We start from the raw sequence: 18,186 nt of genomic DNA on the forward strand, positions 1-18,186 counted from the left end.
TTTTTATGCCTGCCATTAGCGTTCATAATGCGACGCATGACACGCAATCTCGACATCGCGCTGCTGCGCGCCTTCGTCACGGTCGCCGATCATCGCAGCATGACGGCGGCCAGCCGCGCGCTGCACCTGACGCAAGGCGCGATCAGCCAGCAGGTCGCGCGGCTCGAAACGCTGTCCGGCCCGCTGTTCGTCCGCGAGCATCGCAACCTGCTGCTCACGGCGGCCGGCGAACGGCTGCTCGAACAGGCGCGCCGGCTGCTCGCCGCGCACGATGCGCTGCTGACCGACCTGACGGCCGGCGCGGTCGAAGGCGCCGTTCGCGTCGGTGCGCCGCAGGATCTCGTCGGCACCTGTCTCGCGCCGATCCTGAAAGGCTATGCACAGGCGCATCCGCAGGTCGCGCTCTCGCTCGTGTGCGCGGCGTCGCCGGAACTGCGCCGGGGGCTCACGCAAGGCGATCTCGACGTCGCGCTGATCGAGGCGCCGGTCGGGGCGTCGCGCGGCGAATGCATCGCGGTCGACCGGCTGGTCTGGGTCGGCGCGAAAGGCGGCACCGCGCACCGGAACACGCCGCTGCCGGTATCGATGGTCGCGCAGACCTGCGCGTTCCGCCCGACCGTGCTCGACGCGCTGCGCGGCTGCGATCGCGCATGGCGCACCGTGTTCGAGAACGGCAGCTTCGACGCGACGGCCGCGACCGTGCGCTCCGATCTCGCCGTGACCGTGTGGCTCGCGTCCACCGTGCCGGCCGACCTCGACATCCTGCCGGCCGGCAGCGGCCTGCCCGCGCTGCCGAATTTCGCGATCAACCTTCATCTGCCGCGCGGCCAGCGCACGCCGGCCGCAACGGAACTGGCCCGCCACCTGCGCAACGGCTTCGCGCGCTTGCGCGCCGCCGCCTAGCGCCGGTTCACGCTACACGGTGCCCGGCTCCTGCGGCGCCGGCGTCGTGCCCGCCGCCTCCAGCGCCTGATGCAGCGTCGCGAAGATGCACGATGCACCGACGATCCCGGTGATCCGGTGACGATCCATGTCCGCGCGCAGGTAGCGGTTGACGCGCCCGAACAGCACGCCGATCCCGCGCGCGTGCAGCGTCTTGACGAGATCGGTCACGGTCCGCGCGGCCGAATAGTCGAGATCGGTGATCGCACCCGCGTCGACGATGAACCAGCGCGGCGGCACCGGCGCCGCATCGACGAGCTCGGTCACTTCGCCGGCGAACAGATGGTCGTTCGCGAAGAACAGGTCGGAACCGAACCGGTAGACGATCAGCCCCGGGGCCGTCATCGCGCCGGGCCGCGTGGGCACCGGCTGCCACCGCCCGTTGCCTTCGACCGGTTCGAGCACCATCGTGTGCGGCTGGTAGCTGTGGCGCACGTGCCGCATCAGCGACAACGCGATGGCCAGCAGGATGCCGTGCTCGACGCCGACCGTCACGACGGCCGCGGCCGTCACGAGCGCGAGCGTGAATTCGCCGGGGCTTTCCTTTCGGATCGCCGCGAGGCTGCGCACGTTGATCAGCCCGAGCGCGATCGTGAACACGATACCGGCCAGCACCGCATGCGGCAGATACTGCAGGTAGGAACTGAGGAACAGCAGCACGACGGCCACGACGGCGGCGAACGCGAGATGCCCGATCTGGCTGCGCACGCCCGCGCCGTCGGCCATCGCCGTTTGCGTCGGGCTGCCGTTGACGACGAACGCGCCGCCGAGCGCCGCAGCCGCATTCGCGGCCGCGAGGCCGAGGATGTCGGCGTTGGTGTCGACATCCTCGCCGTACTGCTGCGCGAACACGCGTGCGGCGGCCGCGCTCTGCGCGATGATCATCACGACGCACGACGCGGCGACCGGCACGAGATCGAGGAACTGCTGCCATGTGACGGACGGCCAGCGTAGCGGCGGCAACCCGCCCGCGACGGGCCCGAGCACCGCGATGCCGTGCGCGGCAAAGCCGAACGCATGGCTTGCAGCGATGCTGCCCGCGACCGCGATCATCGGCATCGGCACGCGCGGCAGGAACCGCTTGCACGCAAGAATCGCGACGACGACGAGTGCCGCGAGCGCGAATGTCGGCCGGTTCGCGTGGACGAGATGCGTGACGACATAGTCGAGTTGCGCGAGGCTGCGCGATGCCGGGTACGGTACGGCGAGGCCGAGCAGGTCGCCGAGCATCGCGATCGACACCTGCACGCCGACGCCGGCAAGAAAGCCGACCAGCACCGTGCGCGACAGGAAATCGGCGAGAAAACCGAGCTTGAAGAGGCGCGCGAGCAGCAGCATCGCGGCGGTCAGCAGCGCGACCATGCCGGCCAGCGCCGCATAGTCGGCGCTGCCGGCCGGCGCCATCGACGAGAGCCGGCTCGCGAAGATCGTCGCGGTCGCGGAATCGGCGGCGACCACCAGATGGCGCGACGCGCCGAAGCACGCGAACGCCACGAGCGGCAGGAACACCGTGTAGAGGCCCGTGACGGCCGGCATGCCGGCGATGCGCGCGTAACCGAGCACCTGCGGGATGTCCATCGACGCAAGCGAAATGCCCGCGAAGATGTCGCGGATCGCCGCCGCGCGGCGGACCGGGAGAATGCCTTTCAGCAGCCGCACGCGTGACGGACGGCTTTCGTTGGAATCTTGCATGCGTGAAATGCGTGAGGTCGAAGTGACGGGGTTCGCGAAGTCGTTCGTGCATCGTGCCCCGGGCAGGCATCGCATGGCAAGTGCGCGACGCTGTCGCGTGTCGCTCACCGTCGGCGGATTGGCCGCACGCGACGGCGCGCGACGCATCGGCAACGCATGCGACGCCCGCATGATTGCATGGATCGCCGGCTCAGCGCTTTCGCCCGCGAAGGCCCGCGGCAAAGGCTTCGAGCCGAACGCGGGCATGCGTGCGACGCATCCGGTGACAGGTGCGCACACGGGCTTGCGGTGATGCGGCCTCGCCATTCGCCGTCACCCGATTGCAGAGGATACCTGCGCAATGGTGAGGATGTTCGGGAGCCACTCGACACGCGTTCGACACATGCACCCGGAACCCGATGGCACAATCACGGTCCCTTTCATGCGCCCTTCACCGGGCGCGCGCCGCACCGCGGTGCCGATTCAACGCACAAGAACGCCCCTGTCTGCCGTCATGACACTGAACGAATCCTGGTTTGCGCCGCTCGTCGGCATCCTCGTCCTGCTCGCTGCCGCCGGTGCGATCACCGCGGCCGTCCATTTCCTGCTGTTTCGCGTGGTCGCGCGGCTCGCGCGGCTGTCGGCCACGCGCGTCGACGACGCGCTGTTCGAGTTCGGCGCATTCAAGTGGCTGAGCCGCATCGTCCCGTTCGTCGTGATCAAGCTCGGCCTCGGTGCGGTGTCCGGCATTCCCGACACGGCCGTGCAAGTCGCCGACAAAGTGCTGTTCGCACTGATCGTGTTCCTCGTGACGATGACGATCGGCGCGACGCTGTCCGCGCTCGAACACACGCATCGCACGCATCATCGCGACCAGCCGCGCCTGTCGCTGAAAGGCGCGATGCAGCTCGTCAAGCTCGTGATGTTCATCACGGCCGCGCTCGTCGTGATCGGCGATGCAACCGGCAAGCAGATCGGCCTGCTGCTGTCCGGCATCGGCGCAATGTCCGCGGTGCTGATGCTGATCTTCAAGGACACGCTGCTGGGCCTCGTCGCGGGCGTGCAACTGTCGTCGAACGACATGCTGCGGATCGGCGACTGGATCACGATGCCGTCGGCCGGCGCGGACGGCACGGTCATCGACATCACGCTGAACACCGTGAAGGTCGCGAACTTCGATCACACGATCATCACGGTGCCGACCTGGAAACTGATCACCGAGAGCTACCAGAACTGGCGCGGGATGACCGAAGCCGGCGGACGCCGCATCAAGCGCGCGCTGTTCGTCGACGCGACGAGCGTGCGCTTTCTCTCCAATGACGAGATCGAACGACTCGAGCGCCTGACGCTGCTGAAGGATTATCTCGAGGACAAGGTCGACGCGATCGAGCAATGGAACGGCACGCTCGGCGCGGCCGGCGACTGCCCGGCAAACCGCCGCCAGTTGACGAATCTCGGCACGTTCCGCGCGTATGTCGCGAACTACCTGAAGGGCCATCCGCGCATCCGCCGCGACGTGACGTGCATGGCGCGGCAGTTGCCGCTCACGGCCGAAGGCATTCCGCTCGAACTGTACTGCTTCACCGATACGACGTCGTGGGTCGACTACGAGTCCATCCAGTCCGACCTGTTCGATCACCTGATCGCGGTGCTGCCGGAGTTCGGGCTGCGCGTGTACCAGCACCCGTCGGGCTTCGACATGCGGCAGATGGCGGGAGCCGCGCAAGCCGAATTGCAGGCGCCGCGCGCGGGTTGATCCATGCCACGGCGGCCGGCCACCGGCCGCCGCCTGCCTCGCGGCACAGCGCCGCTCACCGCGCCGCGCACTCCGACGCGAGCCGCCCCAGCACCTTCAGCGCTTCCTCGATCTGCCGCGACCACGGATAGCTGTAGTTGAGCCGGATGAAATGCCGGTAATCGGTGCCCGCCGAGAACATGTGCCCGGGCCCGACCGTGATCCGCTGCGCGAGCGCGAGCGTGTAAAGCTTCATCGCATCGACCTGCGGCGGCAGCTCGACCCACAGCACATACCCGCCCTGCGGCTGCGACAGCCGCGTGCCTTCCGGAAAGAAACGCCGCACCATCGCGCTCATCAGGCTCGCCTGCTGCGCATACTGCTTGCGCATGCGCCGCAGATGGAAATCGTAGCCGTCGTATTTCAGGTACTCGGCGATCGCCAGTTGCTCGATCGCGGGCGTCGCGAGCGTGTTCAGGAATTTCAGCTTCTCGACCTGGTCGCGGTAGCGGCCCGGCATCGCCCAGCCGATCCGGTAGCGCGGCGACAGGCTCTTCGTGAACGACGCGCAATGCAGCACGAGCCCGTCGCGGTCGAACGATTTCAGCGCGCTCGGCGTCGTGTCGCCGAAGTGCAGCTCGTGATAGACGTCGCTCTCGATCGCCGGCACGCCGTGCTTCGCCAGCAGTTCGACGAGCGCGCGCTTGCGCGCATCGGGCATCTGGAAGCCGAGCGGATTCTGGAAATTCGGCATCACCATGCACGCGGCGATGCGCTCGCGCTCGAGGATCCGTTCGAGCGCGTCGAGATCGATGCCGTCGCCCGGGTGCGTCGCGACTTCGAGCGCACGCATGCCCATGCGCTCGATCGCGTGCAGCATCGCGTAGAACGTCGGCGACTCGACGGCAATCGTGTCGCCCGGCTTCGCGACGGCCTGCAGGCACAGGTTGATCGCCTCGGTCGCGCCGATCGTCATCACGATCTCGCCCGGCTCCACCGCGATCCCGCGCTCCGCATAACGCCGCGCGATCTGGCGGATCAGTTCCTGGTTGCCGGGCGGCAGATCGTCGATCACACCCCAGCGCGTGCGGCGCCGTCCGATCGCCTGCGCATAGCGCGCGAGGCGCTGCACCGGAAACTGCGATGCATCGGGATACGGCGAGCCGAGCGGCACCGCGTCGTCGCGCGCGATCGAGCGCAGCGTCGACAGCACGAGCCGGCTCACATCCACCGCCGACGGCTCGGCGGCCGGCGCCGACATGTGCAGCTCGGCCTCGGCCGGCGCCGCCGCGCGCGACCGCACGAAATAACCCGACTGCGGCCGGCTTTCGATCAGGCCGCGGCTTTCCAGCACGAGGTACGCGCGCAGCACCGTCGTGACGCTCAACTGCTGCTGCCGGCTCGCCTGCCGCACCGACGGAATCCGCTCGCCGGGCCGATACACGCCACGCTCGATCTGAGCCTGGAGATCGTCGGCGAGTTGTTCGTAACGCTTCACGCGCCTCCCTTTCAACTTCCCTTCAACAACACAGTTGCGATCCGCACTGAATGAATGGTCGCAACTGTACTCTTTTTTGAAGTGAACAGGTGTACACACAGCCGGACGGGTGCCGCGCGTACTCTGCACGCATCGACCCCGACACCCGCTGCATCATGAAAAAGAAATCCGCCACCGCGCGCATCGAACCGTACACCCACCCGGCCGCCGGCTGGGGTGCGCTGAAAGCCGTCACGATCAACCTGATCAAGGAAAAGGTTGCCGGCGGCAATTACCGCACGCTGCTGCGCCAGAACCAGCCGGACGGCTTCGACTGCCCCGGCTGCGCGTGGCCCGACCGCCAGCACGCATCGACGTTCGAATTCTGCGAGAACGGCGTGAAGGCGGTGGCCGCCGAGGCAACGAGCAAGCGCGTGACCCCCGAATTCTTCGCCGCGCACACGGTCACCGAGCTGCTCGAACAGTCGGATTTCGAACTCGAACAGCACGGCCGGCTCACCGACCCGATGGTGTACGACGCGCAGACCGACCGCTACGTGCCGATCGCGTGGGACGACGCGTTCGAACTGATCGCGCGCCACCTGCGCGCACTGCCCGACCCGAACCAGGCCGCGTTCTACACGTCCGGCCGCGCGAGCAACGAAGCGGCGTTCCTGTACCAGCTGCTCGTGCGGCTGTACGGCACGAACAACTTCCCCGATTGCTCGAACATGTGCCACGAGGCGACGAGCCGCGGGCTGCCGGCCTCGGTCGGCGTCGGCAAGGGCACCGTCACGCTCGACGATTTCGAGCATGCGGATACGCTGCTGATCTTCGGCCAGAACCCGGCGACCAACCACCCGCGGATGATGGGCGAACTGCGCGAATGCGCGAAGCGCGGCGCGACGATCGTGTCGATCAACCCGCTGAAGGAGCGCGGCCTCGAGCGCTTCGCCGATCCGCAAAGCCCGCTCGAGATGCTGACGATGTCGGGCACGCAGATTGCGTCGACGTTCATCCAGCCGACGATCGGCGGCGATTTCGCGCTGACCAAGGGGATGGCGAAACGCGTGCTCGAACTCGACGATGCCGCGCGTGCCGCCGGCGCGCCGCGCGTGCTCGACACCGCGTTCATCGGCGAGCACACGGCCGGCTTCGACGCGTTCGCCGACGACCTGCGCAACGAAAGCTGGTCCGCGCTGACGGCCGAAAGCGGCGTGCCGTACGAGCAGATCGACGGCCTCGCGCAGCTCTACGCACGTAGCGAACGCGTGATCGCGACATGGGGCATGGGCATCACGCAGCACAAGCATTCGGTCGCAACGGTGCAGATGCTGACCAACCTGATGCTGATGCGCGGCAACATCGGCCGCCCCGGCGCCGGCCTGTGCCCGGTGCGCGGCCACTCGAACGTGCAGGGCAACCGCACGGTCGGCATCGAGGAAAAGCCGTCGCAGGCGTTCCTCGACCGGCTCGGCCGCGTGTTCGATTTCGAACCGCCGCGCCACCACGGCTACGACGTCGTCGAGACGATCGAAGGGATGCTCGAAGGCCACGTGAAGGTGCTGATCGGCCTCGGCGGCAACGTCGCGATGGCGACGCCCGACACGCCGCGCACGTGGGAAGGCATGCGCCGCTGCGACCTCTCGGTGCACATCACGACGAAACTGAACCGCAGCCACCTGATCCACGGCCGCGACGCGCTGATCCTGCCGACGCTCGGCCGCACCGAGATCGACCTGCAAGACAACGTCGCGCAAGGCGTGACGGTCGAGGATTCGATGAGCATGGTCCACGTGTCGTACGGGATGAACAAGCCGGCGTCGCCGAACCTGATGTCGGAGCCTGCGATCGTCGCGCACATGGGCCATGCGCTGTTCGGCAGCGGCAAGATCGACTGGCTCGCGTACAAGGACGATTACGCGAAGATCCGCGACGCGATCGAGGCGACGCTCGACGGCTTCTACGACTACAACACGCGCATCGCGCGGCCGGGCGGCTTCCACCTGCGCGTCGCATCGCGCGACCGCGAATGGCTCACGCCGACGGGCAAGGCGAACTTCATCGCGCACGCGCTGCCGACCGACACGCCGATCCAGCGCGCCCGCGCGCTGCACGGCGAACGCCTGATGACGCTGATGACGACGCGCTCGCACGACCAGTACAACACGACCGTCTACGGGCTCGACGACCGCTATCGCGGCGTGTTCGGCCAGCGCCGCGTGGTGTTCGCGAACCGCGACGATCTCGCGATGCTCGGGCTCAAGGCCGGCGAATGGGTCGACATGGAAACCGTGTGGCACGACGGCATCGAGCGGCGCGCGGACGGCTTCCTGCTCGTCGAGTACGACATCCCGCGCGGCTGCATCGGCGCGTACTACCCGGAAACCAACCCGCTCGTGCCGCTCGACAGCGTCGGCGACGTGTGCAATACGCCGACGTCGAAGTCGGTGCCCGTGCTGCTGCACCGCGCGGCCGCGCCGGCCTCGGTCGCCGCCTGACGGAGCCCGACGATGATCGTTCGGCCGCGCGAGCACTGGCTGCGGATGCTGCTCGTCTGGAACGGCTCGGTGCTGCCGACCATCCTGCCGCAGCTCGTGCTGACGCTCGCGATCAGCCTCGTCGCGGTGTGGGGCGGCGGCCGCGTGCTCGGCGAGAAGGTGCCGCTGAACCCGACGCCGTTCACGCTGATCGGCCTGACGCTGGCCATCTTCGCGGGGTTTCGCAACAACGCGAGCTACGATCGCTACCGCGAGGCGCGGCAACTGTGGGGCGGCGTGCTGACCGCCACGCGCACGCTGGTGTCGCAGGCGCTCTGCTACGGCGCGATCGATCACGACGACGACGCGCGGCGCGCGTTCGTGCGGACCGTCGTCGCGTTCGTCTATGCGCTCAAGCATCAACTGCGCGACACCGATCCGGCCGCGGACCTGCGTGCGCTGCTGGACCACGACGCCTACGCGCGCGTCGCCGCGTCGCGGTTCCGCCCGGTCGCGATCGTGCACGGGCTGCGCGAAGCATTCGCCGCGCGCGCCGACGCCGGCCACCTCGCCGACACGCGCCTGTGGATGCTCGACGCGCGCCTCGACGAGCTCGTCGCGATGGTGAGCGGCTGCGAGCGCATCGCGTCGACGCCGATCCCGTTCTCGTATGACGTGCTGCTGCACCGGACCATCTATGCGTACTGCGTGCTGCTGCCGTTCGGCCTCGTCGACTCGATCGGCGCGGCGACGCCGTTCGTCTCCGTGTTCGTCGCGTATACGCTGATCGCGCTCGACGCTATTGCACATGCGATCGCCGAGCCGTTCGGCGACGGGCCGAACCATCTCGCACTCGATGCGATCACGCGGCAGATCGAGCGCACGCTGCTTGAGCTGAACCGCGAGCCGCTGCCGGCGGAAGTGACGCCCGGCAAGGCCTATCGCCTCAGCTGACACGCTGCAAACAGCAGACGTAACGAACGCTTGCAATCGATACAGGTTGGAACGTCAACAGCCGGTGCCCGCTCCGCGTTTTTTCGTCAAGCGCCCACGATTCGGACGCACAACGACAGGAGAAAACACCATGCGAGCCCTTACCCGCCATCTCGCGATCGCCGCCACCCTGATGTCGGTGCTGACCGGCACCGCGTTCGCCGACACGCAGTGGCAGCAAGCGCATCCGCGTCGCGAAGAGGTCAACCAGCGTCTCGCGAACCAGAATCGCCGCATCCATCACGAAGTGAAGGAAGGCGAGATGTCGCACGCACAGGCCGCGCGCCTGCATCGTGACGACCGCAAGATCCGCCAGGAAGAGCGGGACATGGCTGCGCAGAATCACAGCCACCTCACCAAGAGCGAACAGCGCGTGCTGAACCAGCAGGAAAATGCGGTCAGCAACAAGATCGGCCAGTAAGCGACCACAACAAGCGCCCAATCGCCTTCACCTGAAACGCCCGCTGCCGCTGTGCGGCAGCGGGTGCTTGTTGTTGTATCGAATCGTTTCAACGCACGATCCGCGTCAAATGCCGCGGGTATACTCCGTCGTCAGCCGCTTGCCGTAATCGACCGTCAAGAACGGCCCGATTCCGGGCGGTTTCGTCGCGAAGCTTCGCGTTTCGCCTCCCCCGCGCCTCAGCCTCGATACGAGACACACGACGACCGACCATGAAACGATTCCTGCTGCTCCTTCCCGCCGCCCTGCTCGCCGCCTGCGGCTCGGCGCCCTCGTCCGACTCGGCCTCGTCGTCCGGCGCGGCGCCGATGATCTACGTGTCGTCGCAACGTCCGGCCCATGCGATCGCCAACTGCCTCGACAGCCGCCTGTCGGGTACCGAGCAGTCGCAGCACAACGGCGTGACCGACATCTCCATCGGATCGAACTCGTACTTCGTCACGCTGACACCGTCGGGCAACGGTTCGGTCGTCAAGGTCGTGCGCGGCTCGGGCAGCGAGCCGCCCGAGGAAGCGATGCGCTTCGCGATCGCGCGCTGCGTGATCTGATCCGACACCTGCCGGCGCCGGGCGCCCGCCCGGCCCACTCGTGCGCGTCACCACGCGCACGCCGAATATTTTCATCCGGGTGGCCGTCGATGAGAGAATCGCACCACGATTCCCTTTCGATGGAGCCCGCATGAAGCACCTGCTGTCCCGGCTGTTCGTCAGCGCCGCGCTCGTCGCGCTTGTTCCGGCGCTGCCGGCGCAAGCTGCCACGCCGCCCGGCATCTTCGTCGTCGCCACGCAGCTCGGCGAATTCACGACCCTCGACCCGAGCGGGATCTACGAACTGGTGCCGTCCGAGTACGTCGCGAACACCTACGAACGCCTGGTGCGCGTCGACCTGAAGGACCCGACGAAATTCAACGGGCAGATCGCGCAAGCGTGGACGGTCGGCGCCGACGGCGTGACCTACACGTTCAAGCTGCGCCCCGGCCTCACGTTCCATTCCGGCAACCCGGTGACCGCCGACGACGTCGCGTGGTCGCTGCAGCGCACCATCCTGCTCGACAAGGGGCCGGCCGGCGTGCTCGCCGATCTCGGCCTCACGAAGGCGAACGTGATGCAGAAGGTACGCGCGATCGACCCGCAAACCATCGTGCTCGAAACCGACCGCAAGTACGCGCCGAGCTTCGTGCTCAACGTGCTGAGCGCGTGCCCGGCATCGGTGTTCGACAAGAAGCTGCTGCTGTCGCACCAGGAAGGCAACGATTTCGGCAGCGGCTGGCTCAGGACCAACGACGCAGGCTCGGGCCCGTACCAGCTCGTCAAGTGGACGCCGAACGAAAGCATCGTGCTGCAGCGTTTCGACAAATACCGCACGCCGTACCCGATGAAGCGCGTCGTGCTGCGCCACGTGCCCGAAGCGTCCGCGCAGCGGCTGCTGCTGGAGAACGGCGACGCCGACGCCGCGCGCAACCTGAGCCCCGACAGCCTCGCCGCGCTGACGAAGGCCGGCAAGATCAAGGTCGCGTCGTGGCCGGTGTCCGCGCTGCTGTACCTGAGCCTGAACACGAAGAACCCGAACCTCGCGAAGCCGGACGTGCAGCAGGCGATGAAATGGCTCGTCGACTACGACGGCATCCAGCGCAATATCGTCAGCACGACCTACAAGGTGCATGAAACCTTCCTGCCCGAAGGCTTCCTCGGCACGCTGAACGCGCGGCCGTACAAGCAGGACGTCGCGAAGGCGAAGGCGCTGCTCGCGAAGGCCGGTTTGCCGAACGGCTTCGACGTGACGATGGACATGCCGAACGACTATCCGTACCTCGAGATCGCGCAGGCGCTGCAGGCGAACTTCGCGCAGGGCGGCATCCGCGTGAAGCTGATCCCCGGCGATGCGAAGCAGGCGATCGGCAAGTACCGCGCGCGCCAGCACGATATCTTCATCGGCGAATGGTCGCCCGACTACATGGACCCGAACAGCAACGCGCGCGGCTTCGCGTGGAATCCGGACAACTCGGACCAGTCGCCGACCAAGATGCTCGCGTGGCGCAATAGCTGGGACATTCCGCAACTGACGAAGGACACCGAGGCCGCGCTCGTCGAGCCGTCGCCCGCGAAGCGCGCGCAGCGTTACGAAGCGCTGCAGAAGGCCGTGCTCGCGAACTCGCCGTTCATCATCATGTTCGAGAAGGTCGTGCAGGTCGCGACGCGCCCCGGCACGACCGGGCCGGAAATCGGGCCGATCAACGACCTCGTGTCATACCGGACGCTCGCGAAATAATCGCGGCTGCCCGCGCCGCCGGCCACGCCGACGCGCGGGTAATCGCCGCAACCCGCCGCGCCGGCGCTATGCCGTGCGGCGGCGGCGATCTACAATGGCCGACGCCGCGGGCCGGCCGCGCCAGGCGGCGATGAAAGCCTCCGAATTCGCGTCACCGACGAAAACAGGATGCGCACGCTCGAGTGCGCGCAACGGGAACAGAACATGCATCCGAGCGAGCACGCGGTCTGCGTGGCGATCAACGACAACAACCGCGCATGGTACGAAATGCTCGTGCCGTTCCTGCTGTCGCTGCGGCACACCGGCTACGACGGGCGGATCGCGGTGATCGGCTACGGGCTGTCCGAACGCAAGCGGCAGATCCTCGCGAGCCAGTCGGTCGACGTGATCGACGCGTCGAGCGCGTATGCGCTGCCGGTCGGCCGCTTCATCGAGGCCGCCGAGTATTGCGCCCGCCACCCGCAGATCCGCAAGCTCGCGCTGTACGACGCCGATATCTGGTTCTGTGCGCCGGCGTTCGACCTGTTCTCGCAGATCGGCGACGACCGGATCCACGTATGCCCCGACCCGCTGTTCTGCACGTTCGTCGTCACGCCGCTGATCGGCGCGCGGCGCGACCATCATTGGCGCCTCGTCGTCGACGAAGTCAACGCACGCCACGGCAACGCGCTGCAGGCCGGGCTTGTTGCCGGAACGGCCGATGCATGGGCGCGCTATGCGAACCACCTGCGCGACTGCATGACCCGCATCGGCACCGATTTCCAGGAATGCTTCGGCATCGATACGACGTTCCTGCACCTGTGGAGCGCACAGGGCGAAACGGCGCTGCTCGATCCGGTCCAGAACTTCGTCAGCAAGTACGGCATTCACGAATCGTTCGATGCGAATAACGGCAGCACGACGCTCCGGTACCAGGGCGAGCCGATCCGCGCGCTGCACATGACCGGCGATATCCGCTTCTTCGACCGCTGGCGCTACTACGCGAATCACGTCGACGCCGCGCTGCGCGACGGCGCACCGTTCGCGCTGTCGGACGGCACGCCGGCGCAGTCCGATGCCGTCGCCGCACGCATCGCGGCGACGGAATACGTGCGATCGGCCGGGCTGACCGTGTCGGCCGCGGCGATCGAGGGCAGCGCGGGCGCGTACCTGCAGGCGATCGACGAACCGGGCGGCACGATGCTCGTCGGCAGCGGGAACCACGAAATCGTGTTCACCGCGACACGCGACATCGCGCGGCTCAACGTGTACGCCACGCACCCTTCCGGCTCGCCGTCGCCGCTGCGGTGCGACGTGCTGGTAGACGGGCAGGCGCAGCGCAAAGGCACCGAACTGATGGCGCATTTCTGGTACCAGGTCGCGGCCGGCACCGTCGTCACGCTGCGCTCGACGAGCCTCGGCGGCCAGCAGTGCAACGCGATCTGGCGGCTGCGCGAAGCGCCGGACATGCAGCAGTAGGCCGCAGCCTCGCGGTAGCCGCGCACCGCTGCCGTTCAATTGAATGCCGCCCACACCAGGTACGCATTCAACCCGACGATCACGATCGTCGCCGCGCCGGCGACGATCCACAACGGCATCCGCATCGCGTAAGCGCCCATTACGTCCTCACGCGCCGACAGCATCAGCAGCGCGATCATCGGCATCGGCAGCACGAAACTCAGCACGACCTGGCTCGCGACCATTGCACGCGTGACGTCGCAGCCGAACGCGACCACCGCGAACGCGGGTGCGATTGTCACCGCGCGCCGTACCCATACCGACATGCGGCGGCGGATGAAACCCTGCATCACGACCTGCCCGGCCATCGTGCCGACCACCGAACTCGACACGCCCGACGTCAGCAGCGCGACGAGAAACAGCGCACCGGCCGCCGGCCCGAGCACCGGGATCAGCGTGTGATACGCGTCGCCGATGTCGGTCATGCCCGGCGCGCTCAGGTGGAACGCCGACGACGCCATCATCACCATCGCGAGATTCACGAACCCGGCCAGCCCGAGCGCGACGACGACCTCGCGGTTCGAGAATCGCACGAGCCGCCGCCGCTCCGTGTCGTCGTGCGGCGCGGTGCGATCCTGCGTGAGGCCCGAATGCAGATACAGCGTGTGCGGCATGATCGTCGCGCCGATGATCCCGACCGCGATCGTCAGCGCCGCATGGTCCGGAATCTGCGGGACGACCAGGTGGAACGCGGCCGCGTGCCAATCCTGCGGCGCGATCAGCAGTTCGCCGAGATAACACGCGCCGATCACGCCGACCAGCGCCGCGATCGCGGCTTCCAGCGGCCGGAAGCCGCGTTTTTCGAGCGCGAGGATCGAGCAGGTCGCGAGCGCCGTCGCGATCATTCCCGCGAACAGCGACAGGTGGCACAACAGCCCGAACGCGAGTGCGCCGCCGAGGAATTCGGCGAGATCGGTCGCCATCGCGGCGATCTCGGATGCGATCCACATACCCCACACGACCGGCGCGGGGAAACGGTCGCGGCACAGCTCCGCGAGATTGCGGCCGGTCACGATGCCGAGCTTCGCCGACATCGCCTGGAACAGCATCGCGATCGCGTTCGCGGCCAGCACGACCCATAGCAGCCGGTAGCCGTACGCGGCGCCGGCCTGGATATTGGTCGCGAAGTTGCCGGGATCCATATAGCCGATCGACGCGATCACGGCCGGGCCGACGAACGGCAGCAGCGCGGCGACGCCGGTGCGGCGCCCTTCCAGCGCGGCGCGCGCCGCGCCGTCAGTGCGCTCGGGGGACAGGCCCGGCAGCGCGAAGCCGCCGGCAGGTTTGCTCGTGACGGGAATCATGGTGTGTTGTGTTCCGTTCGGATAAGGAAGGCTGGCCCGGAAGCGGGCACCGCGGCCGGCCTGCCGGCCACGGCGGCACGACGACAGCGTTACAGCGGCACGACGTCGGGACGGTTGCGCGGAAACTGCGCGATCACGTCCGGCGCGACGTTCAGGTGCGCCTCGACGAGCTTCGGCGGCGTGTGCGCGAGCCAGTCGGACAGCGACACCTCGGCGTAGCGGTCGGTCTTGAAGATCTCGAGGAACACCAGGTCGGTCTTGCCGGTGTTCTGCACGTAGTGTCCGAGGCTCTTCTTCACGTAGCCGACATCGCCCGCGCGGAAGTCGGCCGTCTGCGCCTTGGGCCCCGTGTCGAACACGGTCATCCGCGCCTCGCCCTGCAGGTAGTACTGCCATTCGTCCGCGTTCGGGTGCCAGTGCAGCTCGCGCATGCCGCCCGGATGCACGGTGACGAGCGCCGCGGCAACGGTCGTCGACACGTTGAAGTTGGTGCTGTCCGCGATCCGCACTTCGCCGCCGCGCGTCTTCCTGACCGGCTTCATGTCGCCGAGCGAGAAGATGAACGGGTGCGGCGGCGCACCGGCCGACGAAGCCGACGCGCGCTGGGCTTCCGCGAGCGGGCCGGGCTCGTCGCCCTGGAAGATCCACAGGTTGTCGAGCGGAACGTTTCTGAACGCATCTGCCGGCACGCCGAAGTTCAGCGCGAGCACGTCGGGCGGCGTATGCGCGACCCAGTCGGTCAGCAGCAGCGTATTGAATTCCGACGCGCGACCGTTATCGAACGCGAGCAGGAATTCGGCGCCGTCGGTGCCGAGGCCCTGCAGTGAATGCGGCAGGCCGGGCGGGAAATACCAGAGATCGCCGGTTTTCACGTCCTGCACCGACGGCCGCCCCAGTTCGTCGAGCACCGTGATCCGGCAGCGGCCGTCGAGCATGATCGCCCACTCGGCCTGCTGGTGCCAGTGCATCTCGCGAATGCCGCCGCGCGTCAGACGCATGTTTACACCGGATATTGTTTCTGAAATCGCAAAATCGTCTTGTGTAACTTCGCGCGCCCATCCGCCATTTTGAATTCGTTTATGAGCATTATTGAACGATGCCCAGAATAATGGCATCCCATTGATATCGGTGGCCGGCGGATCCTGAAAAGACGGAAACTGGTTTGCGATTGCCGGATTTTTCGGGCCCGGGTCGGTCAGGCTCTGGCGATTACGCGCATTCACCGCGCCTTCCGGCGGGCTGTCCGGATTACCGAACGAGGCGGCCTTGGCCGATACCGCAATGCCCGCTGCGGCAATGGCGCCGGCCGTACCCGCCAGCATCTTGCGTCGAGAAAGATTCGTCATGATTCCCTCTTCATTCTTGCGATTGAGCGAATTCCCATTACGGAACAATTGCCGTTTTTCGGATTATCGAAAATCGAACATCCCGTCACGCAAGTTAAATCCAAATCGACGCAAAACTTAAATGAATTATTAACCTGAATTAATGATTTAATCTGATCCGCTTTAATTTTGTAATTATTGCGGTGCAGCGGAGTGCCGCGTGGCGACAGATGTCGGTGAGTCGGTCAGGTCCGGTGAATGCGGAAATGCGACCGCGCCCGGTCGTGATGCGCCGAATGGCGACGAGAGGACATCGACGCGCGCAACGTGCGATCACGATCCGATGCAATCGATCCGGATAACTGATCATCCAGAAGGAAACAGGTGAACGCCAGTGCGTCGGAACCCGGCCAGCCGGGCCGCGTCGAGCCGAGGTTTACTCCCGCGGCATTTCGTCGAGCCGTTGCGCAGCGAATCGCAATCCGCCCAGAATGCGCTCCGCGACCTTTGCCGGAAACCCGGGAGGCAGCGCAGCAGCGACCGATTCGATCACGCGCGGCGTCATGGTGACGAGCCGTTCGACGATCGGCGTCGCGATATCGCCGAGCAGGCAATGTTCGGCCATCGCGGTGAAGTGCCGTCGCGAAATGTCGCGCATCGCATAGTGCTTGCGCTTGCCGTGCACGGCCATCGCGAGCTTCGCCTTGTGCCACGACCATTGGTTCGCGCCATCGCCTTCGACCGGCCAGATCGACATCACGTCGTAGAGCGGCGTGAGACGGAAACGGCCGCCCGGCAGCAGACGCAGGCTGAAGTTCTTCGCGTGCCCGTCCGGTGCGGCGAGCATCCAGAACACGATCAGAGCGGCGAACAGTGTGTCGAGATCTTCCCCCGCCGTTTCCGAACGGCGCAGGAGGCCGGCCAGGTCGGGCACGCCGGGGCCGCCCTGCGACTCGTACTTCAGGTGAGGCGGCACGCCGAGCGCCTGGCAGAAGTCCTCCTGCGGCAAGCGCAACAGCCACCCGCCGTCACGATGCAACGTCCGATCGAACCGCTCGACGGACAGTACCTTGTGCACGCCGAAACGCACGATTTCCGCATTCGCGGCCGGCAGGCCGAAAGCTCGCAGGATCGCAAGACACAGCCACTCGTTCTCGACAGAGGCCGTGAGATCGGCCCGCTTGTTGCCGACCAGCCCGAGCGGCAGCTTGAGAATATGCGTCGTCGGCGTCGCGCCATGCGGGCGCATCCATCGTCCGTCGTGAAACAGCAGTGCGGTCTTTTCCTGCGCACCGGCCAGCGACAGCCGGAAATCGTCATCGTCCCCGGCTCCCGTCGCCACACCGCTCGCCTGATCGAGCACGCGTGCAACGTCGTCGTCCGACAGCGGCGTACCGTCGATACGATCCTGGCCGGCTGGCGCATCGTCTTCGCCGAGCAATTGCACCGCCCCGACGCAGTCACGACCGAGCGCGGCGAGCAGATCGAACGGCTCGGTCGTCGCCGTGCCGAACCTGGCGGCCAATCGGCGCCGAATGGCGTCGCTATCCGGAAGCAGGTTGTCAAAGTAGTGATTGACGCGTTCGCCGCGCAACGGTGCATCGCCGACACCAAACGGCAACGACAGCGACAACGGGCGGCCGACAGCCGACTGCTTCCAGCCGGCGTCGTACAACAGTTCCATGTCGCCGCGCGCGGGAATCCGCCATGTGCCGACCCTCTGGCCATTCGTCCAGATCGACAACGCGCGAGTGTGCGATTTGCGTCCCATCGCTTACCACTCGACGTCGGCCGAGTCGCGCCCGTCCTTCGTGCGGATGCTGAGTTCGAGGCCGTACAGCGCGGTCAGCTCGAGCAACTGGCTGAGCGACAGGCTTTCGGTACGCGTGGATTCGAGCAGCGACAAACGCGATTGGCCCACGCCGATTCGCACAGCCGCTTCGGCTTGCGTCAGGCCCTTGGCCTGACGCGCGGAAGACAGGATATCGCCCAGCTGCGCGGGCGTATTGACGATGAAATTCACGGCGCGGATTC

At 66.9% G+C, this 18,186-nt stretch carries 14 protein-coding genes; 8 read left to right on the forward strand and 6 right to left on the reverse strand.

Annotation, left to right across the window (positions count from 1 at the left end):
• Positions 1-27 precede the first annotated feature (27 nt).
• Positions 28-903 (forward strand): LysR substrate-binding domain-containing protein, encoded by an 876-nt coding sequence (locus R9B84_RS28185; RefSeq protein ID WP_423763254.1) that lies wholly within the window; start codon positions 28-30, stop codon positions 901-903.
• Between the two features lie 12 nt (positions 904-915).
• Here the strand turns inward: R9B84_RS28185 and R9B84_RS28190 are convergent, their stop codons facing one another.
• Complete coding sequence (locus R9B84_RS28190) at positions 916-2,634, reverse strand: SulP family inorganic anion transporter (RefSeq protein ID WP_423763255.1); 1,719 nt, start codon at positions 2,632-2,634, stop codon at positions 916-918.
• A 493-nt stretch (positions 2,635-3,127) separates the two neighbouring features.
• Here R9B84_RS28190 and R9B84_RS28195 point away from each other — a divergent pair, with 493 nt between their 5' ends.
• On the forward strand, positions 3,128-4,369 hold the full coding sequence (locus R9B84_RS28195) for a mechanosensitive ion channel family protein (protein WP_423763256.1): 1,242 nt from the start codon (positions 3,128-3,130) through the stop codon (positions 4,367-4,369).
• A 55-nt stretch (positions 4,370-4,424) separates the two neighbouring features.
• Here R9B84_RS28195 and R9B84_RS28200 read toward each other — a convergent pair whose 3' ends face one another.
• Positions 4,425-5,846: a PLP-dependent aminotransferase family protein gene (locus R9B84_RS28200; RefSeq protein WP_423763257.1), complete on the reverse strand. Its 1,422-nt coding sequence runs from the start codon at positions 5,844-5,846 to the stop codon at positions 4,425-4,427.
• Between the two features lie 155 nt (positions 5,847-6,001).
• Here R9B84_RS28200 and R9B84_RS28205 point away from each other — a divergent pair, with 155 nt between their 5' ends.
• The 6 genes from R9B84_RS28205 to R9B84_RS28230 all read left to right on the forward strand — a co-directional run bounded on the left by R9B84_RS28205 (position 6,002) and on the right by R9B84_RS28230 (position 13,484).
• On the forward strand, positions 6,002-8,326 hold the full coding sequence (locus tag R9B84_RS28205) for an FdhF/YdeP family oxidoreductase (protein WP_423763258.1): 2,325 nt from the start codon (positions 6,002-6,004) through the stop codon (positions 8,324-8,326).
• 12 nt (positions 8,327-8,338) lie between these two features.
• The gene (locus tag R9B84_RS28210) at positions 8,339-9,259 is read left to right on the forward strand and encodes a bestrophin family protein (protein ID WP_423763259.1); all 921 of its coding nucleotides are present in this window, start codon (positions 8,339-8,341) and stop codon (positions 9,257-9,259) included.
• Positions 9,260-9,389: 130 nt separating this feature from the next.
• Positions 9,390-9,719 carry a hypothetical protein gene (locus tag R9B84_RS28215; RefSeq protein WP_423763260.1) on the forward strand — a complete coding sequence of 110 codons (330 nt, stop codon included), beginning with the start codon at positions 9,390-9,392 and terminating at the stop codon, positions 9,717-9,719.
• A gap of 251 nt (positions 9,720-9,970) precedes the next feature.
• Positions 9,971-10,306, forward strand: a complete 336-nt coding sequence (locus R9B84_RS28220; protein WP_065501768.1) for a sugar ABC transporter ATPase — start codon at positions 9,971-9,973, stop codon at positions 10,304-10,306.
• A 130-nt stretch (positions 10,307-10,436) separates the two neighbouring features.
• Entirely contained in the window at positions 10,437-12,026 is a 1,590-nt protein-coding gene (locus tag R9B84_RS28225; RefSeq protein WP_423763261.1) for an ABC transporter substrate-binding protein, read from the forward strand.
• Between the two features lie 168 nt (positions 12,027-12,194).
• The gene (locus R9B84_RS28230; RefSeq protein WP_423763262.1) at positions 12,195-13,484 is read left to right on the forward strand and encodes a hypothetical protein; all 1,290 of its coding nucleotides are present in this window, start codon (positions 12,195-12,197) and stop codon (positions 13,482-13,484) included.
• A 35-nt stretch (positions 13,485-13,519) separates the two neighbouring features.
• Here the strand turns inward: R9B84_RS28230 and R9B84_RS28235 are convergent, their stop codons facing one another.
• The 4 genes from R9B84_RS28235 to R9B84_RS28250 all read right to left on the reverse strand — a co-directional run bounded on the left by R9B84_RS28235 (position 13,520) and on the right by R9B84_RS28250 (position 18,175).
• The gene (locus R9B84_RS28235; protein WP_423763263.1) at positions 13,520-14,827 is read right to left on the reverse strand and encodes an Nramp family divalent metal transporter; all 1,308 of its coding nucleotides are present in this window, start codon (positions 14,825-14,827) and stop codon (positions 13,520-13,522) included.
• 89 nt (positions 14,828-14,916) lie between these two features.
• Positions 14,917-16,173 carry an oxalate decarboxylase family bicupin gene (locus R9B84_RS28240; protein ID WP_072438967.1) on the reverse strand — a complete coding sequence of 419 codons (1,257 nt, stop codon included), beginning with the start codon at positions 16,171-16,173 and terminating at the stop codon, positions 14,917-14,919.
• 415 nt (positions 16,174-16,588) lie between these two features.
• On the reverse strand, positions 16,589-17,923 hold the full coding sequence (locus tag R9B84_RS28245) for a type II toxin-antitoxin system HipA family toxin (RefSeq protein ID WP_423763264.1): 1,335 nt from the start codon (positions 17,921-17,923) through the stop codon (positions 16,589-16,591).
• Positions 17,924-17,926: 3 nt separating this feature from the next.
• A complete protein-coding gene (locus tag R9B84_RS28250; RefSeq protein WP_423763265.1) occupies positions 17,927-18,175 on the reverse strand; it encodes a helix-turn-helix domain-containing protein in 249 nt (82 codons plus the stop codon).
• Positions 18,176-18,186 lie beyond the last annotated feature (11 nt).

This window comes from Burkholderia sp. NLJ2, from assembly GCF_049487195.1.
Classification (GTDB): domain Bacteria; phylum Pseudomonadota; class Gammaproteobacteria; order Burkholderiales; family Burkholderiaceae; genus Burkholderia; species Burkholderia pyrrocinia.